Origin of the sequence: Pyrococcus sp. (genome assembly GCF_030153625.1) — an archaeon.
Classification (GTDB): Archaea; Methanobacteriota_B; Thermococci; order Thermococcales; family Thermococcaceae; genus Pyrococcus; species Pyrococcus furiosus.
Window position 1 is genome coordinate 1 of the sequence record NZ_JASKLM010000002.1, and the last position, 26035, is coordinate 26035.

Below are 26035 nucleotides of genomic sequence, written 5' to 3' on the forward strand. Positions count from 1 at the left end.
TATAATTTTGTCAGAATTCATTCTAGTTTTGGTGATCCGCCTGGTGATGTTACTGAATGGCTTCAGGAGGTGATGCCCCAGTTATCCTAACAGTATCTTGCTGAGATTGAAGAAAGTTATAAAGAACTGAAGATATTCGAAGAGAAGGCCATAGTGGACAAGGAACTTTTGATGAGAATTAGAGAAGAACTTTCTGCTGAGAACTCAAAAACTAAGGGGCGTGCTAAGAAATGAAAGTAGTATTCAAGAAAAGTAGATTTGCTAAAATAACTATTGAAATCTCGGATTTTGTTATCAATATTTCTAACGAGCTTGATTTCTCTCTTGAAAAAGTTCTTAGAGAAATTTTCATAAAAGGAAATATTGAGTTTGAAGAGCATACAGAAAAGGAAATTAAAGAGCTCGAGAAAAAAGTTGAGATACTAGAGAAAAGGCTATATGAAGTCGAGGGTAAGTGGTCATCTTTGAAATTTAAGCTTTTTCAAATCTCTTCAGATAATAGGAACCTTGCAATTCAAGTTTCTGGATTAATGGCTGAAAATAAAAGGTTAAGGGAAATTTTAAATTTGCCTAAGAGAGACTTCAGAAAAGTGGAAGACATTGTAAAATACTATCTAAACATAAAGATTGAAAAAGAGAGGAGATAAATCCAAGTATGATGGTGTTGGCAGTTAAGGTTCCAACGAAGTTGGGAGAGCAAGTTCGAAGAAAGCTCATCGAATTGGGTAAATTTGACGAAAGGTATAAAATAAGAAGAGAGGGAGGTTTTCTTCTAATTCCTGTGAAGGAACCTATAGAAGGATTTGAGATAATTGAAGCTGACCTTGAACCTAAAGAAATAAGGCCCAGGAGCTACAAAGAAGTCGTTAATATCCCCGAAGAGTTAAGAAGGTATCTTCCCACTTCATTTGATATAATTGGTGATCTTGCAGTAGTTGAGATTCCAGAGGAGCTAAAAGGGTATGAAAAGGAAATTGGAAAAGCTATTCTTAAAGTTCACAAAGGCATTCGAGGTGTCTTCGCTAAAGGGAGCAAAATCGTGGGAGAATATAGGGTTAGAGAACTAATCCACTTAGCTGGAGAAAATAGAACTGAAACTCTCCATAAAGAGAATGGGATTCGATTGAAGTTAGATATTTCAAAAGTGTATTTCTCTCCGAGATTAGCTACAGAAAGAATGCGGGTTTTCAACATGGCTAAAGAGGGAGAGGTTGTATTTGACATGTTTGCCGGGGTTGGCCCATATTCTATTCTTCTCTCAAGGAAAGCAAAGCTTGTTTTTGCATGTGACATTAACCCCTGGGCTATAAAGTATCTAGAAGAAAATATTAGATTAAACAAGTCCTTCAATGTGATTCCAATACTAGGAGACGTTCGAAAAGTATCTGGCTTAATAAAAGCTGATCGTATAATAATGAACCTTCCTAAATTTGCTAAAGATTTCTTGCCTTATGCCTTTGAGAGCGCTAAACCTGGGAGCGTAATTCACTACTATGGGTTTGGTCCCGAAAGTGATCCCTATGGGGAACATATAAAGGAGATCGAGAAAGTGGCAAATGAATTTAGCTTTAAAATTGAGATATTGGGAAAGAGAATAGTTAGAAACTATGCACCGCGTCAGTATAACATTGCAATAGACTTTAAGGTTATCTCTTGAACCAACTTTCAAGGGTTGATTGTTTTCCACTTTTGATTGCCTTCTTAAGCCTCTCTAATCCATTCTTTACTCTTTCCTCACTAAAGTCATGCTCGTCACATAAGAACTTTAGTATTCCCTCTTCGTCGGGATCTCTCCACACTAAATTGTAGTTATCTGTGACTGGTGGGTTTAGGAAGAACTCTTTTATTGCATATAAATCCACATCGCTTTGCTTTTGGAACTTTGCTAGCGGATCTTTTGAGTGTCTAACAATCTCTAAAGCTTTTTTAAGGCCTATGCCCTTTATTCCTCCTGGGTTGTAGTCTGTTCCAACGAGGATTGCTAGTTCAATGAGCTTTTCTCTTGTTAGCTTTAATTCCTTGAGTACTTCCTCCAAAATTATCAACTCGGGCTTTATCTCGACGTAGACATTTTTCCCAGGCAACTTTCTTTTTCCTGTTATTGTTAAGTTTCTAACAAGTCTTGGAGCTCCAAAAAGTAGGGAATCGTAATCTTGACTAGCCGATGCATACACGCTCCCCTTTGCGGCCATATATGCAGCTTGGGCCTCTCCCTCGCTAGGTGCTTGAACTATAGGAATTCCCATAAGCTCTAAGAGTTTTTTTGCATCCTCGATGAGCATTTCATTTACCCTGGTTGCTCTTTGGGCATATTTTCTTGCTTCCTCTATCTCTCCTTTTTCAAGTGCTTCTCTCCACTTTTCTTCAGCTTCCTCTCTCGCTTCTCTTCTTTTTTCGAGCTCTTTCTTTTTGAATTCTGGAGGTTCTCCATCAAAAACATACACAGGTTTTATTCCAGCCTCCATTAGGTTTATTGTCCTGTAAAAGAGCCCGCTTAGGTGGGAGGTTATTCTACCCTTTGAATCCATAAGTGGAGTTCCATCTTTCTGTCTTATTGTGGACAAAAATTGGTAGATTGCATTAAGAGCGTCGATTGCGATTTTTTTCCCGTATAGGTTTTCTAACTCAATTTCTTTTCTTGGTATAATCTCGCCAATTGGGACACCCATAATATCACCTCAGCCTACCGGTGTGCTCATCACCTTTCAGTTGAGGGGAAGGATCATCATTGCATATACAATATTATTTAGGAAATTAATCTTTTTCTATGGTTTCCAATCTAGTATATATCCACCCTAGAGCTAAGATCATTAGTGCAAAGGCAAATAAGACAAGTGGATCGGCTTTTTCCGTGTCTTTAGTTGATATGACGATTTTTCTAATTATTGCCACGATCCCAAGCTCAGCAACCCTCCTCATACTTACATGGTGCTCTTTCAGATATAGGGAGAGCAACTCGTACATTTCTAAGAGGATTAGTGCCATTAAAAATTCTTCAAGACTTCCTTCCAGATTTCCAGCAAATAAGTATTTGAAACCATTTATTATACTGACTCCTAAAAGTACTATTGCAAGAATTACTAATATGCCAGTAACGATGTCAAATGCAAGATCCAAAGCTTTAATAGCCTTTCTTCTCACCATAAACAAAATTAAGAAAATGAAAATTTAAGCTTTTGCATATAGCCAACAAGCAACGTAGTGATCCTTCTCGACTTCCACCATAGGAGGCTCTTTCTTATCACATACTCCTGCCTTAAAGTATGGACATCTTGGGTGGAACCTACAGCCGCTTGGTGGATTTATTGGGCTTGGTGGTTCTCCTGTTACTTTCATCCTCTTTTTCTTCATTTCTCTAGCTATATCTGGATCTGGAATCGGAATTGCTGAAAAGAGCATTTGGGTGTATGGATGCAGTGGATTTTCAAAGAGTTTATCAGCAGGGCCTACTTCCACTAGCTTACCCAAGTACATAACTCCTATTCTATTGCTCATGTACTTCACTACACCTAAGTCGTGACTTATGAAGAGGTATGTGAATCCATATTCCTTCTGCAGGTCTTTGAGCATGTTCAAGATGTTCGCTTGAACTGAAACATCTAATGCTGAGGTAGGCTCATCTAGAACTATGAACTCTGGCCTTAAAGCAAGTATTCTAGCTAAGGCGATTCTTTGTCTTTGACCTCCGGAAAATTCATGAGGATATCTGTATAAGTGGGTCTCATTAAGTCCTACACTTTCTAACAGTTTAATGACAAACTCCTCAGGATCGTCCACCTGAATGCCGTGGAACTTCACAGGTTCCATAATTATCTCAAATACGGTCTGCCTAGGATTTAATGAAGAATAAGGATCTTGGAACATTATTTGGGCCTTCCTCCTGAACCATTTAAGTTCTTCACCTTTAAGCTTAGTTACATCTTTGCCCATGAATATGATTTTCCCATCTGTAGGCTCGATGAGCCTTAAGATTGTTCTACCTGTTGTAGTCTTTCCACACCCACTCTCCCCTACTAGTCCGAAGGTTTCTCCTCTCCTTATCTCGAAGCTAACGCCATCTACAGCTTTGACCCATCCAATTGTCCTTATAAGTCCCCTCACTGGAAAGTACTTTTTGAGGTTTTCAACCTTCAGCACAACGTCTCTGTCATATTCCATAAGAATCACCTCAATATAAGTGGCATGCAACAAAATGCCCTGGCTCGATTTCTTTAAGCTCAGGCACTTTCTGCTTACAAACCTCCATGGCCTTTGGACATCTTGGGTGGAATCTACAGCCGCTTGGTGGATTAATGAGGTTTGGAACTGTTCCAGGAATTGCTTCTAACTTCTCTATTTTTGTCATTGGGTTTGGAACTGCTTTCAATAATCCTTGAGTGTAGGGATGAAGAGGATTCTTGAATATCTGGTCCACACTTCCAATTTCAACGATTTTTCCTGCATACATAACTGCAACTCTATCAGCCGTCTCTGCAACAACTCCCAGGTTGTGGGTAATTAGAATTATTGTAGCATTGTACTCTCTCTTCATCTTATCTAGTAACTCCAAAATTTGTGCCTGAACAGTCACGTCCAAAGCAGTAGTTGGCTCATCGGCTATCAAGATTCTTGGATTGTTAGAGACACCTATCCCTATGACAACTCTCTGCTTCATTCCACCTGAGAGTTCGTGCGGATAATTCTTGACTCTTCTCTCTGGATCTGGTATTAGAACGGATTTTAGGATTTGGATTGCCTTTTGAATTCCCTCTTTTATATTCGAGATTTTCCCATGTACTTCCATTGCTTCGGCAATTTGGTGTCCAACAGTGTATAGTGGGTCAAGTGAAGCATGAGGATCTTGGAATATGTAGGCTATTTCGTTTCCTCTAATCTTTCTTATCTCTTCTTCGCTTAGCTTTAGTAAATCCACGACACTTCCGTCATCTCTGTAATATAGAACTTGACCTTCAACTATTCTACCTGGGCTCTCTATTAGTTGAGTTAGGGCCCTTGAGGTTACGCTCTTTCCACACCCCGTTTCTCCAACCAAGGCGAAAGTCTCTCCTTTGTACACGTCGAAAGACACTTTTTCTATGGCTTTAACTATTCCAGCGTAAGTATAAAAGTGAACAGTTAGATTTCTAACTTGGAGGATGGGCTCAGGCACTTTTCTCACCCTCCTTCTTCTTTACCTTGAACTCTATGCTTCTTCTGGTCTTTGGATCCAGGATATCTCTTAGGCCATCACCAAGTAAGTTCCATCCAAGCGCTGTTAAGAGAACTACCAATCCTGGGTAAAACACTAGCCACCAGCACCTTGGGAAGTACTGGGCTCCATCGTATACTATTCTTCCCCAGTCTGCAATTGGTGGTGTTGCACCGAGTCCCAGGAAGCTTAGTCCAGCTTCCATTAAAACTACGCTACCGAAATCTAGGGTTATGTACACTAATATTGGCCCAATGATGTTTGGCAGGATGTGCTTGAAGAGTATAGTTCTTGTTGGAAGGCCAATTGCTCTAGCAGCTTCGATATATAATTTTTCTCTCTCAGCCAACGTTGAACCTCTAGTGATTCTTGCGTATCCTGGCCACCATACTATAATCATTGCCACTATAACAGCAAGCAACCTTCCAAGGTTCCCTGCTTCTCTCTGGTCTAGAGCAAAGATTGCCAGCACTATTTTCTCTAGAATAGGATGTGCTGAGATAAACTCTTGTAGTCTCTCAGGTAATACTGCCGAAAGTGCTATTGCCAAGATTAACGCTGGAAAAGACAGGAACATGTCAGTTATACGCATTATTAGTTCGTCTATCTTTCCTCCGTAATATCCTGCAATTAGTCCCAAAATTATTCCCAGGGGGACTCCCAAGATAATAACTATTATTGAAATTACAAAGCTCGTCCTTGCTCCTTGTAGGATCAAACTTAATAGATCTCTTCCATAATGATCGGAGCCTAACGGATAAGTTATTACTGCGTTATTATAGTACTCTAGCACCGCTTTACTCCCAGGGGGTACGAGATAAACTTGGTCATAGTTGCTTGTATATAATGTTGGCATGAAGTTGTACTTCCAAGGAGCTAGATACGGTCCAAAGATTCCCAGGAAGATAAAAATCATTACAAGAAACAGTCCTATTAATGCTGGAGGTGACCTGTTTAAGGCATAAAGCATTAATCTCCATTCTTCAAGCTTTGACCTGTTTTTTTCCATCCAGCCTTTTTTAAATAAACTTATGAACTTTCCAAGACCATAAACGAATTTATCGGCAAGTTTGTCAAGTATAGACTTCTTATACTCTTCCTGCATTTGAAATCACCTCAGTATCTAACCCTTGGATCTATTATAGCATAGAGTATATCAACGACGAGGTTAGTTACCACGTAGATTATAGCGTATATGAAAGTTATAGCTACCACGACTGGGAAGTCTAAGTTTTGAATGGATTGTACCGCATAACTACCCATTCCTGGGAGCCCAAACACAGTCTCAGTAATTGGTGTTCCTCCAAGAAGTCCACCGAATTGGAGGCCGAGCACAGTAACTATCGGAACTAATGCATTCTTTAGGGCGTGCCTATAAAGCCTAAGCTTTGGTACTCCTTTGGCCTTCAAAAACTGAACAAAGTCTGAGCTAAGTGCCTCAAGGAAACTATTTCTCACGAATCTAGCTGTTACTCCCATTCCCAGGAAGCCAAGAGTGAAGCCTGGGAGCCAGAATCTTGCTAAGTGTTGCTTAAACAGTGCAAAATCGCCCCTTAGTAAAGCATCTATCATGGGAACTCCCGTAATCTTTGGTGGAAATGGTGGGACACCTGCTATTGTGGTAATTCTGTATTTCACAAAGAAGACGTACAGCATTAGGTATCCTAGCCAAAATGCTGGAGTTGAAACACCCAGGAGGGCAAATATTCTTACCACTGTGTCTATCCATGTATTCCTTTTAAGGGCAGAGATTATTCCTAGTGGAATTCCTACGAGAAGAATGAAGACAAACGCTATTATTGCCAACTGAAAAGTTACTGGAAATCTTTTTCCAACGTCATACATAACAGGGTTTGACGTTCTGGGGTCGATAATTGTATTTGTAAGTAGTCCTTTCATTAAAAAGATATACTGATCATACCAAGGCTTGTCTAGGTGATATTCTCTTATTATCCTTTCAATTGCAGCTTGAGTTGCTTTCTCTCCTCCTGCCCATGCCTTGGCTGGATCTGCTGGTATTTTATATGCTATTAGAAATACTATTATTGTAACTCCTATTATTGTTGGAATAAAAGTTAGTAGCCTCCTAATTAAGAATTTCTTGAGGTTCGCCATCTATGTCCCTCCATGTTCATTGTCGCATTAAAATTTTCGTCTAAACTTTTTTGTCAACAAAATAAAAATCCTTCGGTATATGAAAAGACAGAAAGACAAAAGAAAAATAGGAAAGAAGTCATCCAGAAACTTCAATGTTTATTTCAGAGAACTCTGTAGCTCCATAGAGGAATGGGCCTACCCAATTGTCGGAGTCAAGGTAGTCTGGTACCCAACCTACTATGTAAACGTCGTAGTCTCCATGTTCTGTCTTGGAGAGGTAAACTGGCCATTCATAAGATTCAACTGTCACTCTAAATCCAAGCTGGCTCCACACGTTTTGGATTAGAGTCATCACCTTCTCACGCTGGGTGTTACCAGCGTTGTAGATGAGGGTTATTGAATACTTACTTGGATCAACTCCTGCTTCTTGTAACATTTGCTTGGCTTTAGCAATGTTGTATTCGTACTTGATGATTCCGTACTCGGTATATCCAGGCCATGGCTTTGGAATTGGTCCCCAGTTCCTCTCGAGGAGGTTGTTGTAAACTACTTTTGCTATTTGATCATATGGAATTGCATATGCTAGGGCCTGTCTGACTTTTACGTCGTTGAAGGGTTCTTTCTGGGTGTTGAATACTATGAACGTTAGAACTGGCAAGAGTATGTCGGTCTGCACTACCACTTTATATCCATCCTTCGTTACTCCTTGGACGTCTTCAATTTTGTCCGTTGGTATTGCTGCTACGTCAGCTGTTCCAGTGGTTAAGAGTTGTACTCTGGCAACAGCATCGTTGTTTATGATGTAGATAACTCTCTTGTGTCCTGGGTTGCTTGTTGCATTCCAATAGTATGGATTGTATTCAAGGACTATGTAGGAGTTCTCTTGGTACTCCTTAACATAGAATGGTCCAGTACCAACTGGGTACTTGTGCATTAACTGGTGAGTTGGATCGTCGACTCCTTCTTGCACATAAGCCTCCCAAGCGTCTGGGTTCTTACCATAGTTGCTTGCCTTGAGTGCTTCTTCATACTTGTCTCCTAACAAGTACTCCATTGGAACTACGCTTAGGAATGGATCTGCCACTATGTTTAATACTGCAGCGTATGGGTGTGGAAGGACAAGCTTGAATACTCCGGCAGTTTCACCGTTGTATCCGAAGAAGTTGAGTAAGTCTTGTAGAGACTTAATTTCTGCAGTCTTTCCATTGTACTCTGCTATAAGTGGGTTGTTCTTAACGTAGTTGTTGAATTCTTCCTCAGTGAGTGCCTGGGAAGCTGAGACATTCATGAATTCTGTAACCATCCAACTAACTGAGTGCCCTAACCTAGCAACACGCCAGAAGGTGAATACAACATCAGTTGCATCTATTGGATAAGTCTTGTCATTCCATGGATCATAAGCCTTAACTCCTCCCCTTATAACGAAGTACCACTCGGTGCCCTCTTTGTTGTGGGCCCATGCAACTGCCAAGTCGGGGGTAACTTGCTCAGTCTCTTCTTTCCAGTAAGTGACTAAGGTGTCTCCAATCTCGTGCCAGATCTCCCATCCAAATGTTTCATATGTCCAAGCTGGGTCAAAGCTTTCGGGCCATCCAATGGTAGCTATTACATAGGTTTCTGGGTCGTTCTTATAGCTTCCAATTCCTGTATCAACTACCGGAGCGTTGGGGTCTTCCCAGAGAAGATCATATCTCTCTGGGAGTGTCGGGTGGTAATATCTTCCCTTAACCCAGTCCCAGTAGACACGGAGTTGCCTGTTCTGTCCAAGTATGACTTCTGGGACATAATAGTTGCCCAGGATATAGAGAGCCTTGAATATTTCAGTTCTTACTTCCGGATTAGTCTCTCTTCTGGCAGCTATTACAAGAGCATCAACGTTTGTATCCCTAAAGAATGCTGGGTTTATTGCACCAAATCCCTGACCTTGCTCCATTAACTCTTTAACGCTTGGAGTGTTTTGCTCATCCACCACATAAGTTACGGTAATTACCTTCTTTCCAGATGGAATTGAAACGCTTGGTTTTTCACCTTTGGGACCAACTACAACGATAGCTGTTCCAGTATCGACAACTGTAACTTTTCCGAGCTCCAAAATTGCTTGGGTTACTCCGCTAGGAGTGGTTGTTTGGGTTGGGCTTCCAGTTTCTGTGGGTGTTTGGGTCTGAGTTTGGGTTCCTCCTCCAATACATCCACTTCCAAAAGTTCCCAATACCATGACTCCAACAAGCAAAATTGCTAACAGTCCTTTCTTCATTTGGCCATCACCTCGAGTTTTCAGTTAATATCTAAAGTGTACTCAAGCTATAAGTTTTTCGATGATGTGGTATTTTTAACCCAATATGCTAGAAATTTTGGCATAATATTTATCATAATGTTCGTAATAAATATAAAAATATAACAAAAAGTTAAGCCATAAATAGCTACTTGAACACATTAGAGCATTTCAAATAAACTTTCGTGACCATATCCATACATCACTGGAAGTTTTCTATTTTTAGGGCTCAATCGTTGTTCCGTTGTGATCTCCCTTTATTACTCTGAATAAGTCTTTTGCATCTTCTTTTCCAATAACGATAGTTTTTATTCCTGTTCTTGCAATTATCTTAGCCGCTAATGGGTCGATAACACTACTGCTTCCAGCCTTTTCTATTCCTTTACCCACAATTTCAAGAAGCTCTTCCGGCTTCATTTTCTTTATCTTCTTGGCTGTGGGATCTTTTTTTGGATCTGCTGTATATACTCCATCAACATTAGTTATCACTACCAATAAATCTGCCTTAAGAAACTCTGCCAAGAGCGCTGCTACAGCATCGGTAGTGTGCCCTGGGTGAGTTCCTCCCATTACAGGTATCTTCTTAAGCTGTACTGCCTTCCACGCTTCCCAAAAGTCTTCAACTACAACTGGATATGCCTTTTCCCTTAGAGCTGCTATGAGAAGCATCGCATTGGCTCTTGTTATCTGAATCCCTATAAAATCCTTAAAAGTTTCACTAGAATTGAATTTTTCTGCAACTTCAATGTATTTTCTAGCCAATTTCCCCCCTCCAACAACCACCGCCACTTCATGATCTTCGCTAACTTTTGTGAGCTGGTAAGCTATCTCTTTTATGAAGTCTATATCAGGATTCTCTGGAACCAAGACAGACCCTCCTATGTCAAACACTATCCTCATGCTTTCACCAAATTACCTTAAGAAGTAACGATTTTAAATGTTCTCTAGGTCTTCGAAGTTTTGTAGAATTCTCAATCCTTTTTCAGTTATCTTGTAATATACCCTCTTTCCCTTTCTATATGCCTGTTCAACTAATCCCAATTCAAGTAACTCCTTAATGTGCTGATGGACTGCTTGGTACTTTAGAGGTTTCCCAAGTAAGCTCCAGATCTCATATGCATACATTTCTCTTTCTTTCAACAGCCTAAGTATCTCAATTTTAGTTGGTCCAATTGAAAATTTCTCTTTTCCACCTTCTCCAGTTTTTAAACCAGAACCTGTAACTACCAATACAACTTTGTCTCCTTTTTCTATAAACCCATTTTCTTTAAGCTTTAGCAAAGCCGGCATGACTACGGCTGAGGATAATTCTGCATAAATGCCCTCACTTGCAAGTAATTTTTCTCCTCTCATGATTTCTTCCTCATTTACAATTACTGCAGTACCTTTGCTTTCTTTTATAGCTTTAACTGCCTTGTTTTTCATAACTGGATTTTTAACGTACAAGCCGAGAGCTTTTGTTTCTGTGCATTTCTTCTTTGTTCCCAGAACTTCAGATGCTATAGGATTGCATTTATCAGTTTGAACGGCTATCAAATTAGGAATTTCCTCAAGAACCCCGATTTCCATTAACTCCTTAAATCCCTTGTAAATTGAATAAATATAACTTCCACTACCAGTTGGAACTACTACGTGGGTGGGATTTAGCTCTTCCCAAAGTTCAAAGGCTATTGTTTTTTGACCTTCAAGTCCAATAATATTATCTTCTGGCGTGACGTTATAAAGGCCATTGAGCTTTGCTATTTCCCTTGCATACTCTATTGCCTCGTCAACACTTTCCCCAAATCTAATGATTTTGGCCCCAAAGGCCATCATCTGTATTAACTTCCCCCTGTCAACTTTCCTTGGGATTACTACAAACGCTTCCTTTTCAGCTCTTGCAGCATAAGCTGCAACTGAAACTGCAGCATTTCCATCACTAGCTACAATAAATCCGTTGGATGCATAAGGTAAACCATAAGAAATGGCAACTGTAGCTAGTCTATCCCTAAATGAACCTGTGGGATTTCTAGTTTCATCCTTAATATACACATCTATCCCAATTTTTTCTGAAATTCTTGCCTTTATTAACGGAGTTCCACCCTCTCGCAGTGTAATCATTCTCTTTACAGGGGGAAGAAGCTCTCGATATTTCCATACAGAAGAAAGTCTGTTCTTCCACTTTCTAACATCTACTTTAGAGTAGTCATAGCTAATTTCAAGTTCAGCCCCACAAGTACAAAAGGGGGGAATAAAAGTAGTCCACTCTCTCCCGCATTTCGGACATTTCATGGCATCACCTCAGTCGAATGGTGTCGAGATTGTTTGGAGCCCTAGTGGAGAGTCCAAACTTCTTGTGAATGCTCGTAGCTAAATCCAAACATTTTTGAGGCTCCCCATGAACTGTAATTACCCTCTCGGGTCTTGGTCTAACCTTAGCTACGTAATTCATTAGTTCTTTTCTGTCAGCATGACCCGAGAATCCATCAATTGTATGAACCTCCATGTTCACTTTTATGACCTCTGTTCTTCCACTTTCTCCTATCATTGGAATCTCTCTAACTCCACTCTGCACCTGTCTTCCAAGTGTTCCTTCAGCTTGATAACTTACGAAGATGATTGAGTTTCTCTTATCAGAGGCCAACTGCTTGAAATATTCTACGCTTGGTCCTCCAACTAACATACCAGAAGAGGCTATGATTATTGCGGGCTCATTGCTATCAATAATGTCCTGCCTCTCTTTCGAATTGGCCACTGGATGAAAGATTTCACTTAAGAATGGGTTGTAGTCTTCCTTGAAAATTTGTTCCCTCAGTGTTTTGCTTAAATATTCGGGATACGCAGTATGAATTGCTGTAGCTTCCCAAATCATTCCATCGAGATATATTGGGACATCAATGCCTCCGACTCTTGCGTACTCCTCTAGCACCATCATTATTTCTTGAGCCCTCCCCACTGCCATTGCTGGAATTAGGACTTTTCCTCCCCTCCTTATGGTCTGGTGAATGACTTCTATCAACCTCTTCTCCGCTTCTTCCCTGGGCATTTGAATATCATTAGCTCCACCGTACGTTGATTCCATGACTAGAGTTTCAAGTCTTGGGAATCTGTAACTTGCTGGCTCTAATAATCTTGTTGGAATGAATTTAAAGTCTCCAGTAACTGCAATGTTATGCAACCCATTCCCTATGTGCAAGTGAACGATTGCTGAGCCTAAAATGTGGCCAGCATTGTGGAGTGTTAGCCTCACGTCGGGAGATATATCTCTAACTTCCCCATAATCTAAGGTTATTGTGTGCTTAATGACTTCCTTTATGTCTTTAGGCTTGTATAATGGCTCCTGTCCATTGCTCTGTTGAATCTCCACAAAATCCTTTTGGAGTAACACCATTAAATCCCTAGTAGGAGGAGTTGTGTATATTGGCCCATCGAATAAATTGTATCTGAATAAGTATGGAAGCATTCCACTGTGGTCAAGATGAGCGTGAGTAATGACTATTGCATCCAGTAAGCCCTCTTTCAATACATATTGAAACTCTGGAGCGTCAAAGTGTGGAAATGCCTTATATGGATCATTTAAGGCAGCAACGTTAATTCCAAAATCAACCAACACGAAACTTTCATCAGTTTGTACTAATAGTGCACTTCTACCTACTTCTCTAAATCCTCCAAGTCCAGTTATTCTAATCCACCTGCTTTTATATTCGGGCTTTCTGTAGATATTTCTCCCAACTTGCCTCAGGAACTTTCTTCTATCCTTACTTTCAGTTTGAAGAATTTGTCTGATTAGGTAGATAGTCTGGCTCTGAAGTGGAGGCGTTCTGACAACTTTGGGGGCCCACCTTACTTTTTCGGTGATTAGTCTAAGAGTTTCACCATTTTTTCCAATTACTAACCCAGGTTTCTTTGCCTCAATTAGAACTTCTCCTACGGATGGATCAAAAGAAATATTCGTAATTTCAGCCTCTTTTGGAACAATTTCCAGAATTAACTTCTCAGCCTCTTCAGGAGGTAACAAAACATCTGGATCTGGTCTAATACTTATCCTCTTCTTTAGAATTTTCGCCAGCTCTTTTATAAGCTCCCCATCTTTCATTACAACCTCAGGATTTTTAACGTAAATGACTAATTCTGGCCCTTCAAATTCTATTTCGGTTATTTTTGCTTCTTTTGGTATTTTTTGAGCTACCTTTTCTCTTATCTCCTTAAGAATTTCTTCAACCATGGTTTCCCTTTTAATCAAAATTGTCACCTCCTTGGACTACTTTAACATTTTTTCTAGTTCTGCTCCTCTGTATTCTTTGTATCCGTCTTTTGTTATCGTTACAACGAGCAATCCATCTCCTGTGAACACATCTCTCTTTATTGCCACATTAATTGCCTTTACAGCTAACTTGATACCATCATTTACACTCATTTCTTCTCTATATTCGGAATCTAAAATTGAGTATGCAAATTCCATTCCAGAACCTGCAGCGGCATAGTTATCTTCAGTTATTCCCCCCACCATGTCAACAGAAAACAGTCTGGGTTTCTCATCGTATCCTCCAACCAAGAACCATCCCAAGTAGGGGAAGTACTTTGACCCGTTCAAGATGTTTGCAAGCAGGGTTGCTAATGCCTTAACGCTCATCTCTTTTCCTACGGTAGATTTGTATAGGTTTGCCTCGGCTTTTAAGAGTCTAACTAAGTTGAGTATATCTCCAACGTCTCCCGCCCCTGCAATTGCCAAATGCTCGTCAATCTTGTGAATCTTTGTCACGTTCTTTGCGTAGATAATGTTTCCTAGGCTAGCTCTTGTATCTGCTGCAAGTACTACTCCTTCCTTACAAACTAGGCCTACTGTAGTTGTTCCCTTAAGTTTCTCTTTCAAGTGCAACACCCCTTTTGAATATTACCCAGAGCGAGCTAGAACAGAAAAAGACTTCTCAGCTGGGATAAAGCACAAACTTTTATATAAACCTTTCGCTTCATGGAATGCCAATTCTGTCTAAGTAAATGTTTACAAATGCTATAACATGGGAAGTTAGATAGGGTTTTGGCCCTATTGTTATCTTTGGCACTAATCCTTCTAGAAAATTGAGCTCCTCCTCTGTGAATCCATTTTGATCTCCTAGTATGAATCCCACGTTATCCTGTGGGAATTTAACTTTCTCAATATCTACTCCGTTCTCCTCAAGCAAATACAAGTTATACTTAATGTTTTTCCTTACCACGTCTTCAAATGTCATCCTGCTAATATAAATACCGGGAAGAACTTCCCTTTCTTTTGTTGGCTCCTTTATATCTTTTCCGGCATTTAGTATTTTACCAATTAGCTTTGCAGTAGATACTTCATCAGGATTCAGAGTTTTTGGTTTAATTTTTGCACCTTCAAAGCGAATTGTCTTTGGAGGGTCAGGTGGTCCATATAGAACTGTGTATACTCTAACATTTTTTCTAAAGGAATGAGAGAGTTGAAATGCTGCATTTAGAGACCTACAAATCAAGTCAAGCCTTCCGCTTGTGCCAGGGATGTCTTTAATGGAGTAATCAAAAGCAGTATGGGCTGTAGAGGACTTTATAATGAATATTCTCACTTTTGTTCCCTCCCTTAAACTAGAAGATCAATGTGAGCCGTTGAAATTCTGTCTCTTACTTCGATTCCCCTATCCCTAAATATTATCCCTAATTCAATGGGTCTATCAGGTCTTGATCTTCTCCGGATTAATATTCCGACTTCATCTCTTATTTTGTCAACGCTCATTCTAGAGAGGTGAAAATACAATAGTTGAAGAAAATTCTTGTAGTCATGCATTTCCTCTAAGAATTCTCTATGTTCTAATGGGAGTTTTGGGTAAATGTGCTTCATGAAGAATTCATAAAAGTATCCAAAAGTCTCTAGCGAAGTAACAAAAAGTAACCTGTAAAATTCTGCATTTTTTGAATAGAAAAGAGAATTAAGCACAAAAATTCCTCTTCCCAGGATCTTAGGTAATTGCGATAATGGAATGCCGTGGCTTCTAAATGTTAGCATGGAGCCCATAATTTTCAGCCCTATAAATTGATTTTCGCCATATTTAAGGTATATCTCATTGAAAAAGGTGTAAATTTTTCTGGGTTTTCTTAATATGGTTGGGATTAGGTTATCTAATAAGTAGAGAGCCCTTCTGATGGCCTCTCTGTCCCCAATTAAAATTGTCTCAATTCCCTGAATTGAAGTTTCCTCTATATAGTTTGTATCCAAATGGAAGTCAAATATCCGGTTCCATGGAGGAATGTTGTTTTTATTTAAAATAGAAAAATCCATTAACGATACCAAGACTTCTTTATCAACTTCACCTAACCTTTTCTTAATCCTTACTATTGGGTGAAAGCCACGAGGGTAAATGGGGGATAAAGGAATAAAGGTGAGATCTTTGAGAGTCAAAATTGCCTTTATGGCCTTTCCTATGCTTCTTTCTGGAAGTCTCAACTTGAGGTCTTGTTCAAGTATCTTTATCTTCTTCATGGTCCTCCCATGTATTTAACTAATTTTATCCCTTAAGATTCTTCCGCTTTAGACTCACTCTCCTCTTGCTGTTCTTCGTTAGGAGACTCTTGCTCCTCGGCAGACTTGGGCTTTAATAACTCTTCAATGGTTGGCTCAAATTCAACTTTCTCATATCCTATAAATTTCAAGTCACTTTCGAGAAGAATTTCGCCCAAAATTAGTGTCTTTGGATCAATATCAACGTCTTTGAAGTTTAGCTTTACATCTTTTTCACTAATCTCAATAATAACCTTATCTTTGTCAATCATTGGCAGTCTTAGTTCTATTAGTGCCTTAATCTTTTCTATTGGATCTTCAATTTTCTCAACAACTTCAACTTCATATACGAGAGTCTTTCCTGCTAATGGATGATTGAAGTCTACTCTAACTCTTCCTCCGCTAACTGTAAGAACCCTACCTCTCATTTTTCTCCCATTTTCTGTTTCAACTTCAATTTCTAGCCCAGGGTACGGGATTATTCCAGATTTTCTGAACTTTCCAAGTGGGATAATCTTAATTTTTCCTGGATCTCTCAATCCAAAGCCTTCTTCGGGTGGAACTTCAATGACGTATTTTTTCTTAACTTCAAGCCCTATAAGTCTCTTGTCTAGTCCGGGCAATACGTGTCCCGCTCCAACCGCTATAGGGACTGGCCCATAGATTCCGTTTGGATTGTATATTCTAGCTTCTTTTGCAACATCCTCATAAGTTGTGTCGAAGATTTCTCCAGTTTCTTTAACCTTTCCAGTGTAATGAAGTCTTATGACATCTCCTTTCTCTACTTTCATTTTTCTTCCCCTAACTCCGTATTGAAAGTTTATTTTTAAGCTTAATTATGAAAACTGAAGACCTACTAAATTTTCTAGTAGTATGGCTTCGGCTCTTAGTGAGGAGTCACTCTTTCCTTTTAGAATAATTAAGCCCTCCCTGGGAATTATTATACTCGTCTCATTAGCTCCTTCAGCTGGTCCCATTATTATAACTCCCAAGTGTTTTTCATTGCCGATAAGCCCAAGGCCTACTTGTGCCTTTACTAAAAGGCTCAGATACCTAATGTTTCTCCTTTTCATAGTCTCTTCGTAGGCGTACATCTTTGCCGATTCATTACTTAACCCCCTAGCTATAGCTTCGGCATAAAAGTATCTTTTGAATAGTGTTGAAACCAACAATGTTACTTCGCTTACAGCAAGAGTTCTCTCAGTACAGCTCCCCTTAAACTCATCTGGGTTTTTTGAGCAAGTCTTAACTTCCGGTGATCCTACCACTATAGTAAACTCTTCATACCTCTTTTCAAGTACAAAGTCGGGAGGAGATTTTGGGTTATAAGAGAGAGTTATAATGTACCCAATGCTCCCCTCAGGAGGCTTCCAGCCTTTTAATCTGGCCTCTATATACTCATTCTGAGAAAGGACAACATACGTGGAATTTGGGAATTTAATTACGATGTACTTTTCTTGAACAAAATCGGGAGAAGATATAAGAATGCTGTTAAATTTGGCATATCCATATGCAGTAATCCCAATACTTGCTAAAATAATCGTAATCAAAAAAATTCCCGCTATATACTTTCTCACATTTAAACCTCCAGGGAAGAAGAATTAAAGAAGAAGAGAAGGGATCACTCAAGGTTTGCAATGTAGTCGAGCAATGCCTCTGCAGCTGCTCTGGTTCCTTCTCTGTCGCTACCTGCTACTAGGACTACACCGTAGCCTCCAATCTTGCCGCACTGCTCCTTGTAGACGATAGTCCATCCTTCCTTACCAGTACCGAACTTCTCGGCCCACTCTTCGTAGGTGAGTGGAACTCCTAGGTCTTCAGCTAAGGCTGCAGTTACCTTGTTGACGACTGGACCACCCACTAGGATTAGGTTGCTGCCTACGTTCTCTAGTCCTTGCTCAAGGACTTCGGTGTCAAGGACTGTGATTGGAGCGGTTAGCTTCTGTGGAATATAAGCAACCTCTGGACTGACCTCAGCTTTGACGTCTACAACTTCATAGTCATCAATTGACTCTCCTATTGCTGCCTCTACTGTCTCATACTGTGTCTCCAGTGGCTCGATGTAGATGTAGGCTGTTAGTGTACCGTACTCTACATCGTCTTTTTTCTTCTTCCTTATCGTTGCCTTGTAGTCTACAGCGTAGGTGTTGAATAATGGCACTCTCTTGTCGGAGAGTGTGTTCTTGTTTTCAAGGGCGAACCATATAATCTTTCCACTGTCGACCTTGAACTCTGCTATCCATCCAGGCATTATTTCGTCTCCACTCTTTACTGTCTTGAGGTCTGTCCAGACGTGGAGTTTTACTGCGTTTGTACCGCTGATACCTACGAAGGTGTCCTTTATCTGGATTCTTATGCCTCCGTCGAAGAAGGTTTGTGCCTCTGTACCACCAACTGCGAGAGTAGTTGTCTCAGTATCTCCACTTGGGCTCTCAACCTTTATGAATGCCTTGTCTCTTGCAACATCAATATCAAGGATTGTGACCTTGTAGTCTCCGAAGTTGTGTGTTTCACCCTGGTTGTAGTAGTCCTCGCCCCAGTCCTTACCATAGGTGAAGCAATCTCCACAAGCTGTTTCTTGAATGTCTTTTCCAATGAAGACTATTGGATATTCATTGTCAAGGATCTTTAGGGTTTCTCCTTCACCAACTCCTGACTTAAGAACCTTAACTCCCTCTATGGTGTAACCGTCGTAGTCTGGATAGAACTTTGCGAGTGTGCTGTTGTCAAGGAACAAGTTTGTGATTAGGTTTACTTCTGGTATTGTTTCATCCTTTGTTATCTTGTCAACTGTAGGTTGTCCTTTGAGTGTATAGTTGTATACTACAAGTGATATGTTTGCAACCACTGTACTTACGTTAACTGTGAAGTCCTCAAAGTCGTCAATTACATCAACTTCACTGTCAGTTATGCCGTCGAGAGCAATTCCCTTAAGTGTTAGGTTTGCTGCAAGGTCATAGCTCCCAACGCTTCCAATATTGTCAATCCTGATCTCCACTGCCTTGTCATATACACCATCATTCCAAACTGATGTTGAGAAGTTAGCTACAAAGTCTGATCCGTTCCACCAGGCTGGTACATCTTTTAGATTGTCTCCAACCTTGTATTTGTGAGCTGTATTTGTGTCGTAGTTGTCAAAGACAGGTATCTTTTCAATGGGTTCGGTTACATCCTTCCTTGCAACCACTGTAGCGTCGGTAACTTCAACATCCTTCTCGGTGTAGAGTAAGCTTCCAATTGCAGCGGCAATATCGGCTGCGCTCACAACGTCCATAGCAGCTCCTTCACTACCAACAACGATCTTAACGTTTGGCTTTCCATCCTTAACAAAGAAGTCCTTTGGTATCTCGGGGACTTCGCCTTGGGCACTTGCAAAGCCAAGGGTTGCACCAGCTACTGCGGCACCAACTGCAAGGGCCGCAATCTTCTTAACTTTCATTTTTCTCCACCTCCCAATAATCTGCCCATACGGGCTTCATCTATATGTGTGTCAATGCGGGGTATAAATACTTTTCGGTTCCAAACCCTTTCTAACGATTAAAGAAGCTCGCCAATCGCCGTAATAGATTTTAGCAGCTTCATGATGTGTCTATGAAATTTTCGGTGTTTGCCGATAATATCTATTTCTATTCTGCCAGTAAGGGTCTATGAACTAAATCGTTGACTATACTTGCTATTTCCGAAAGAGTTGATTGAAGCTCTGCCGGGTCTATATTTATTATTTCAGGTTCAATTATTATAAATGCTAGAGGGGCATATTTGGCAGCTAAAACAAAAAGAGTTTTTAAATCTGAGAGAAGTTCCACACCAGCTAAAGCCTTTATTCTAACTTTATTGTCCTCTAGTGGTATTTTTTCTTTCTCGGTTACCTTAATTTTGTTTATTTTACACCCTTCTAGAAATAGGGCCTTACTCAAATTTTCTTCTATCTCCCCAAGAGAGTTACCGTAAATCTCTACTGCGAATCTATATCTTATTAGATTTTCTTCGATGATCATCCTCTCAATTTCTTCTTCAGAATAACCAATTTTGGGTTTTGGCAGAGCATCGAGTTTTGGGTAAGCTACTACAGGGCCAAACTTATCTATGAGTGCGCCAACTACATATGCTATTCTTCCCAATATTGGAACAAGCTCTTTTGCATGTATCTCGTTACCCTTCACATTTTCAATTTCAACTATTGTAGGTCCATACTTCAAAACTAAATCAACGATATTTCCAAGTTTTCCCTCTACATGGGCTTCAACGACTGTTGAATATTTAAATTTCTCGTCTTCTTCATTTTCAACGACTTTATCCCTATATATTCCCTTTATTTTAACGTTTCTCTCTTCTTTTAGTTTTTTCTCAATTTCCATGCTAGAAGTTTCTACGGCTTTCTTATCATTTCCTAGCACTTCAATATAAAAAATTGCCTCTATTAGCACCATATTACCACCACATTCCCCTGTATGTTTTCCTTTGATATTCTCCAACTATAGGGATTTGTTCACCACAGTATTTGCATTTTCCATCTTTTATTTCATACCTTAATATCTCAAATCCCCATCTTTCTATTAGTAATTTTCCACAACGTGGACAGTATGTATTTTCTCCTTCATGTCCAGGAACATTTCCGAGGTACACGAACTTGAGTCCTTCTTCTTTGGCTATCTTATAAGCTTTTTCCAAAGTTTGTATAGGGGTTGGAGGTAAATTCAACAGTTTGTAATGTGGGAAGAAGCGTGAGAAGTGTACTGGGGTATCATCTCCGAGCTCTTCCACAACCCACCTGGCAAATCTTCTAATTTCTTCTTCATTATCATTAAGAGTTGGAATTATTAAGTATGTTAGCTCAACGTGAATTCCAAATTCTTTTTTGGCAATTACTGCGGTTCTTCTGCTCGGCTCGCCACTTGGCACACTTGAAATTTTCATGTAGAATTTGTCGTTAAATGCTTTTATATCAATGTTCATGGCATCTATGTATTTTGCTAACTCTCTAAATGGCTCCTCATTTATGTAACCATTTGTTACCAGAATATTGTTTAGTCCTTCCTTCTTAGCTAGTTTTGCTGTGTCCAAAACGAACTCATACCATATGGTGGGTTCGTTGTAAGTGTAGGCTATGCTCTCGCATTCGTAGTGTCTTGCTAACCTCACTATACTTTCTGGCGTTGCATCTTGAAGGTAAGGGAAGCTTTCATCCGCTTGACTAATTTCCCAATTTTGGCAGTGCTTACAGTGCATGTTACATCCTACAGTTCCTATTGAAAATGCACAGGAGCCTGGCCAGAAGTGAAATAGGGGCTTTTTCTCTATGGGATCGAGGGCTATTGAGGAGACCTTCCCATAATTTAAGGTATAGAGCTTTCCATCTATGTTAATCCTAACTTTACAAGATCCTCTTTTTTCTGGGTTTATAATGCAATTTAGCGGGCAAAGCTTGCATTTAACTTTTCCATCCTCTAGGGGCTCCCAATATAGTGCTGTTCTCATCACTACCTTATGAGCAAAGGGCATTTATATATCTACCCCCAAACTAATATGAGGAGATGTGGAATGAAAATTTATGTTCTGGGTGCTGGGGCTATAGGCTCGCTTTTTGGAGGGCTACTTTTCGCTGCAGGTGAGGATGTTGTTCTTATTGGCAGAAAGCCCCATGTAGATGCAATAAATAAGAGAGGGCTTAGGATAACTGGGATTATAGAAGAGGTGATAAAAGTTCCTGCTACAATCTCTCCTCCCGAAGAAAAACCAGATCTAATAATACTCGCAACAAAATCGTACTCTACAGTAGAAGCCCTTAGAGCCTCTAAAGCGATTGTGGAGGACACTTGGATATTAAGTATTCAAAATGGAATAGGAAATGAAGATGAAATAAGAAAGTTCGGGGGAAAGCCTATAGGAGGAATAACTACAAATGGAGCTATCTTAGTGAGCTCAGGGGTTGTGAAGTGGACGGGAAAAGGAATAACTGTAGTTGGTTTATACCCTAAAGGGCGTCACACATTTGTTGACAAAATTTCCGAAATTTTCAATAGAGCGGGATTAGAAACTATTGTAAGTGAGAACATTGAAGGGTGGATATGGGCAAAGGCAATTGTTAATTCTGCTATTAACCCCATTGGCACTCTGTTACGGGTTAAAAATGGGGCAATTCTAGACAATGAGGAATTGCTTTCTGTAGCAGTAGAAGTTGTGAAAGAGGGGTGTAAGGTTGCGACGCAAAATGGAGTAAAATTAGAGGTTCATCCAATAGATTTGCTATTCCAGACATTGAAAAAAACTAGGGAGAATTACAATTCCATGCTCCAGGATATATTAAAGGGGAGAAAGACTGAAATTGACTACATAAACGGAAAAATAGTTGAGTATGCCAAATCTGTTGGGCTTGAAGCTCCCCTTAATTTTCTTCTGTGGGGGTTAATTAAGGGAATGGAAAAGTTACATGGAGGAGTGGAAAATGTTTGGGGCAAAAGAGAATGATGTGTTTAAACTAATAAGGGATCATTTGACAATGGTCGGAGATACATTAAAATACACCAAGGAGATGTTTGTTCAGTATTTGCAGGGAAACATAGGAAATGCCGAGGAGCTGTTAACTAAAGTCGAGGAGAGTGAAACTCGGGCCGATAAGCTTAGGAGAGAAATAGAGCTTATGCTTTACTCAGGAGCCTTTATTCCGGCAAATAGAGGGGATTACATAAGACTTGTAGAGCTAATAGATAATGTTGCAGATGCTGCGGAAAGTGCTGCCCATACCCTAATATTTGCTAAGCCTGCAGTTCCCCCGGAATATAAAGAAAAGATCCTTATTTTAATCAACGAATCCCTAAAAACATTTGAGTACCTCAAAGAAGCTGTTGTATCCTTAGAGACTGACGTAGATAGAGCACTTGAATATTCTAAGTCCACTGAAGCTCAAGAAGAGGATGCCGATAAAATAGAATACTCTTTGCTGAGAAAGATATTTGAAGATGAAAACATTTCCACTTACGCAAAGCTTATTTGGAACCAAATTATCACAAAAATTGGAGATATTGCCGATAGGGCTGAAGATGCTTCAGACCATATAATGCTTATGGCCGTTAAAAGGAGGTGATAATGGTGAAGGTGCTTGTAGCTGCCCCTCTTCATGAAAAGGCTCTAAATATACTAAAAGATGCTGGTTTTGAAGTTATTTACGAGGAGTATCCGGAGGAAAATAGGCTTTTAGAATTAGTTAGAGATGTTGAAGCTATTATAGTTAGAAGTAAGCCAAAGATTACAAGAAAGGTAATAGAAAATGCTCCAAAATTAAAGGTAATTGCAAGAGCTGGAGTTGGATTGGATAACATAGATGTTGAAGCTGCTAAAGAGAAAGGCATTGAAGTTGTTAATGCTCCAGCAGCCAGTTCTAGAAGTGTTGCAGAGTTGGCTGTTGGGTTGATGTTTGCAGTTGCTAGGAAGATAGCTTATGCTGATAGAAAGATGAGGGAAGGAAAGTGGGCGAAGAAGGAGTGTATGGGTATAGAACTTGAAGGAAAAACCCTTGGAATAATTGGATTTGGAAGAATTGGCTATCAAGTTGCGAAGATTGCAAGAGCTTTAGGCATGAAATTGTTACTTTATGACCCCTACCCTAACGAAGAGAGAGCTAAAGAAGTCGGTGGAAAGTTTGTGGATCTAGAAACACTGCTAAAGGAGAGCGATATAGTCACAATTCATGTTCCATTAATTCCGGAAACATATCACCTCATTAACGAAGAGAGACTTAGGCTTATGAAGAGAACAGCTATTTTAATAAACACTTCGAGAGGGGCTGTAGTCGATACACAGGCCCTAATTAAAGCTCTTGAAGAGGGATGGATTGCGGGTGCAGGGTTAGATGTATTTGAAGAAGAGCCTCTTCCAGAAAACCATCCACTAACGAAATTTGACAATGTTGTTCTAACACCTCACATAGGAGCCTCAACTTACGAAGCCCAGGAGAGAGCGGGAGTAGAAGTAGCGGAAAAAATTGTAGAAATACTAAAGAAGAGCTCTTAATCTCCTATAGATCCTTTCTAATCTCTTTTTTGGAACTCTTGCTTTTTTGGCAAGCTCCTCTATCTTCCAATTAAGGAAGTCTTCAGGCTTCGTTATACCTACCTTCTTGAGCTTTTCTATGGTCTTTGGACCAATTCCCTTTATGGAGAGCAAAAATTCTTCGAAGTCTCTGCCCATGCTCTGGCCACTTGAAAATTTTCCTCTCTCTTTATCTTCTTCCTCTTTGGGAATCTGGGGAGGCTCAATGTATTCTGGAACTTCAGGCGGAACTTCACTAACATATGGCTCTATAACTATTGGATGGAAGACATTGTCTTTATCTTCTGCTTCTTCGAGAAGTTCCATCTCCGGAAATTCCCCAGTTTTTACATACACTTCCAGGGAATTTGCAAGCCTGTGGAAAATGTGGGCGTGCTCGAGAATCCTCTTTTTGGCATATTTCTTTGCCTGCTTTGTTGTTATTAAGAACTGCCAGTCACTTGATTCAATAAGAAGAAGCTCTCTGCCAAGCTGATCCAATGTCCTATCTGTTAGCTCGTCTCTTCCAAGGTATTTGCTAGCTAATGCCACCATTCTATCTTCCGCCAAGTGGATTATTGGCCATGTCCACTCAACTTCTGGGTTCCACCATGTATAGTGAGTTCCGAACATTCCCCAGGAGCCTTCAGGTAGCTCTATTTCATACCTTTTACCATCGAAGTTGTCTAGAAATTCGGATATTGTCGTAGTCTTAATTCCTAGCTTCTCGGCAAGCTCCAAAACTTTTCCTAACCACTTAACCCCCTCGAACCACCAGTGTCCAAATAGTTCGGTATCATAGGGAGCAACTACTATTCCATATTCTCCTTCTTTTTTCTTGAATTCTTCTAGAAGGGAGGATACCAATGATATAAAGTGCCTTGCATGTTCTTCAACTCTTTCCATGGCCTTTTCTGGCACATAGGGCTCTTTTCCTCCAAGGTCAATCTCCTTAGATGTAACCCTCCAATACTGTCCTCCACTTTTCTCGGCCTTCTTGTGGAATTCTCTATACCAGAAGTCTCCTGGGTACCCTATGTCTGCGCTCCACACTTGAATCCCCGTTTCTCTATTTCTTGCAAAAACGGCAATTCCATTTTTAAGGAAGTAGGGTCTTAGCGTCGACTTCTTGGTTTTTTCGGGTAAAATCTCCCCGTACTTGGAAGTAGCTGGTCCTTCGTCAATTAGATGACTCTCCACGAAAAAGTAGTCTATCCCATACTTCTTAAGGAAGTGCTCAATTCCCTTCCTCCAAACTACCTCTCCTGTACTCGGGCTTCTCCAGTATCCATCAGGCCTGTATGCACACTCGGGTAACCACATTCCTCTGGGCCTTCTCTGGAAATACTTTTCGTAAGTCTTTATCGCATTTGCAATTTGACCTTCGATAGCTTCATCCCTTCCCAAAAGTGGGAGGTATCCATGAGTTGCAGCTGATGTTATTATTTCAAGGTAACCTGCTTCTTGGAATTCTCTAAATTTTCCTATAATGTCGCCATTAATTTCCTTCCAATACCTATAAACATCTTCAAAGTATGTTATCATGTAGGCTATTGCTTTTTTCAATTGATCGTTCGTGTATTTTGTAAGATCTTCTTTCATAAGCTCTAATTTTCTAGTGATATACTTTTCGAACTCTTTTTTCATGTATTCGTCGTTTAGTTGCTCCAATAGCACTGGAGAGAAGCTTATAACGAGTTTGAAGTTTACACCTTTGTTGCGCAACTTTTCAAACTCCATAAGTAGAGGAATGTATGTTTCTGCAATAGCCTCAAAAACCCACTCTTCCCCAAAGGGCCACTTTCCGTGCTTTCTTACATAAGGTATATGGGAGTGTAAGACAAAAGTTAAGTATCCTCTCATGGCTAATTCCCTATGAAAAGATTTATGAAGAGAGTATTTAACGATTTTGCCTATATCTTAGCTTTGTTTACTAAAAAATGCTTTATGTATATAAAATATA

At 40.0% G+C, this 26035-nt stretch carries 24 protein-coding genes, 1 other RNA gene and 1 pseudogene; 6 read left to right on the top strand and 20 right to left on the bottom strand.

What is annotated here, in order from left to right:
• The 3 genes and pseudogenes from PWP39_RS00475 to trm5b form a co-directional block, all read left to right on the top strand.
• Positions 1–90: pseudogene (locus PWP39_RS00475) on the top strand (IS6 family transposase); the annotation flags it as partial.
• A gap of 140 nt (positions 91–230) precedes the next feature.
• Complete coding sequence (locus tag PWP39_RS00480; RefSeq protein ID WP_011012563.1) at positions 231–647, top strand: hypothetical protein; 417 nt, start codon at positions 231–233, stop codon at positions 645–647.
• Between the two features lie 11 nt (positions 648–658).
• A complete protein-coding gene (gene trm5b, locus PWP39_RS00485) occupies positions 659–1657 on the top strand; it encodes a tRNA (guanine(37)-N1)-methyltransferase Trm5b (protein WP_193328789.1) in 999 nt (332 codons plus the stop codon).
• Here trm5b and fen read toward each other — a convergent pair.
• From fen to amrS, 19 genes are all read right to left on the bottom strand, one after another.
• On the bottom strand, positions 1647–2669 hold the full coding sequence (gene fen / locus PWP39_RS00490; protein WP_011012561.1) for a flap endonuclease-1: 1023 nt from the start codon (positions 2667–2669) through the stop codon (positions 1647–1649). The genes trm5b and fen overlap by 11 nt on opposite strands.
• Positions 2670–2675: 6 nt before the next feature.
• An RNA gene (locus PWP39_RS00495) (C/D box small nucleolar RNA) lies at positions 2676–2733 on the bottom strand.
• Positions 2734–2754: 21 nt separating this feature from the next.
• On the bottom strand, positions 2755–3144 hold the full coding sequence (locus tag PWP39_RS00500; RefSeq protein WP_011012560.1) for a phosphate-starvation-inducible PsiE family protein: 390 nt from the start codon (positions 3142–3144) through the stop codon (positions 2755–2757).
• A gap of 24 nt (positions 3145–3168) precedes the next feature.
• Positions 3169–4158, bottom strand: coding sequence for an ABC transporter ATP-binding protein (locus tag PWP39_RS00505; protein ID WP_011012559.1), 990 nt, complete (start codon positions 4156–4158; stop codon positions 3169–3171).
• A 10-nt stretch (positions 4159–4168) separates the two neighbouring features.
• On the bottom strand, positions 4169–5149 hold the full coding sequence (locus tag PWP39_RS00510; RefSeq protein ID WP_011012558.1) for an ABC transporter ATP-binding protein: 981 nt from the start codon (positions 5147–5149) through the stop codon (positions 4169–4171).
• Positions 5142–6293, bottom strand: a complete 1152-nt coding sequence (locus PWP39_RS00515) for an ABC transporter permease (RefSeq protein WP_011012557.1) — start codon at positions 6291–6293, stop codon at positions 5142–5144. Before PWP39_RS00515 ends, PWP39_RS00510 begins: the two co-directional genes overlap by 8 nt.
• Before the next feature lie 11 nt (positions 6294–6304).
• The gene (locus PWP39_RS00520) at positions 6305–7303 is read right to left on the bottom strand and encodes an ABC transporter permease (RefSeq protein ID WP_011012556.1); all 999 of its coding nucleotides are present in this window, start codon (positions 7301–7303) and stop codon (positions 6305–6307) included.
• A 118-nt stretch (positions 7304–7421) separates the two neighbouring features.
• A complete protein-coding gene (locus PWP39_RS00525) occupies positions 7422–9539 on the bottom strand; it encodes an ABC transporter substrate-binding protein (RefSeq protein WP_011012555.1) in 2118 nt (705 codons plus the stop codon).
• A 240-nt stretch (positions 9540–9779) separates the two neighbouring features.
• Entirely contained in the window at positions 9780–10457 is a 678-nt protein-coding gene (pyrH, locus tag PWP39_RS00530) for a UMP kinase (protein WP_014835405.1), read from the bottom strand.
• A gap of 33 nt (positions 10458–10490) precedes the next feature.
• The gene (gene thrC, locus PWP39_RS00535; protein WP_011012553.1) at positions 10491–11828 is read right to left on the bottom strand and encodes a threonine synthase; all 1338 of its coding nucleotides are present in this window, start codon (positions 11826–11828) and stop codon (positions 10491–10493) included.
• A 4-nt stretch (positions 11829–11832) separates the two neighbouring features.
• Positions 11833–13779, bottom strand: a complete 1947-nt coding sequence (locus PWP39_RS00540) for a beta-CASP ribonuclease aCPSF1 (RefSeq protein WP_014835404.1) — start codon at positions 13777–13779, stop codon at positions 11833–11835.
• Positions 13780–13797: 18 nt separating this feature from the next.
• Entirely contained in the window at positions 13798–14418 is a 621-nt protein-coding gene (gene psmB, locus PWP39_RS00545; protein ID WP_011012551.1) for an archaeal proteasome endopeptidase complex subunit beta, read from the bottom strand.
• A gap of 88 nt (positions 14419–14506) precedes the next feature.
• Entirely contained in the window at positions 14507–15115 is a 609-nt protein-coding gene (trmY, locus tag PWP39_RS00550; protein WP_011012550.1) for a tRNA (pseudouridine(54)-N(1))-methyltransferase TrmY, read from the bottom strand.
• 14 nt (positions 15116–15129) lie between these two features.
• Positions 15130–15825 carry a hypothetical protein gene (locus PWP39_RS00555; protein WP_288071863.1) on the bottom strand — a complete coding sequence of 232 codons (696 nt, stop codon included), beginning with the start codon at positions 15823–15825 and terminating at the stop codon, positions 15130–15132.
• A gap of 233 nt (positions 15826–16058) precedes the next feature.
• On the bottom strand, positions 16059–16835 hold the full coding sequence (locus PWP39_RS00560) for an FKBP-type peptidyl-prolyl cis-trans isomerase (RefSeq protein WP_011012548.1): 777 nt from the start codon (positions 16833–16835) through the stop codon (positions 16059–16061).
• A 45-nt stretch (positions 16836–16880) separates the two neighbouring features.
• Positions 16881–17621, bottom strand: coding sequence for a hypothetical protein (locus PWP39_RS00565; protein ID WP_011012547.1), 741 nt, complete (start codon positions 17619–17621; stop codon positions 16881–16883).
• A gap of 44 nt (positions 17622–17665) precedes the next feature.
• Positions 17666–19483, bottom strand: coding sequence for an S-layer protein (locus tag PWP39_RS00570; protein WP_288071866.1), 1818 nt, complete (start codon positions 19481–19483; stop codon positions 17666–17668).
• A 187-nt stretch (positions 19484–19670) separates the two neighbouring features.
• Complete coding sequence (locus PWP39_RS00575) at positions 19671–20474, bottom strand: hypothetical protein (protein ID WP_011012545.1); 804 nt, start codon at positions 20472–20474, stop codon at positions 19671–19673.
• A gap of 1 nt (position 20475) precedes the next feature.
• Complete coding sequence (amrS, locus tag PWP39_RS00580) at positions 20476–21522, bottom strand: AmmeMemoRadiSam system radical SAM enzyme (protein WP_014835402.1); 1047 nt, start codon at positions 21520–21522, stop codon at positions 20476–20478.
• Positions 21523–21585: 63 nt separating this feature from the next.
• Between amrS and PWP39_RS00585 the strand changes: the two genes are divergently transcribed.
• The 3 genes from PWP39_RS00585 to PWP39_RS00595 are packed head-to-tail and all read left to right on the top strand — an operon-like array spanning position 21586 to position 24054.
• Positions 21586–22512 carry a 2-dehydropantoate 2-reductase gene (locus tag PWP39_RS00585; RefSeq protein ID WP_011012543.1) on the top strand — a complete coding sequence of 309 codons (927 nt, stop codon included), beginning with the start codon at positions 21586–21588 and terminating at the stop codon, positions 22510–22512.
• Entirely contained in the window at positions 22490–23128 is a 639-nt protein-coding gene (locus PWP39_RS00590) for a TIGR00153 family protein (protein ID WP_014835401.1), read from the top strand. Before PWP39_RS00585 ends, PWP39_RS00590 begins: the two co-directional genes overlap by 23 nt.
• Positions 23129–23133: 5 nt before the next feature.
• Positions 23134–24054 (top strand): D-2-hydroxyacid dehydrogenase, encoded by a 921-nt coding sequence (locus PWP39_RS00595; RefSeq protein ID WP_011012541.1) that lies wholly within the window; start codon positions 23134–23136, stop codon positions 24052–24054.
• Here PWP39_RS00595 and PWP39_RS00600 read toward each other — a convergent pair.
• Positions 24037–25935 carry a 1,4-alpha-glucan branching protein gene (locus tag PWP39_RS00600; protein WP_011012540.1) on the bottom strand — a complete coding sequence of 633 codons (1899 nt, stop codon included), beginning with the start codon at positions 25933–25935 and terminating at the stop codon, positions 24037–24039. The genes PWP39_RS00595 and PWP39_RS00600 overlap by 18 nt on opposite strands.
• Positions 25936–26035 lie beyond the last annotated feature (100 nt).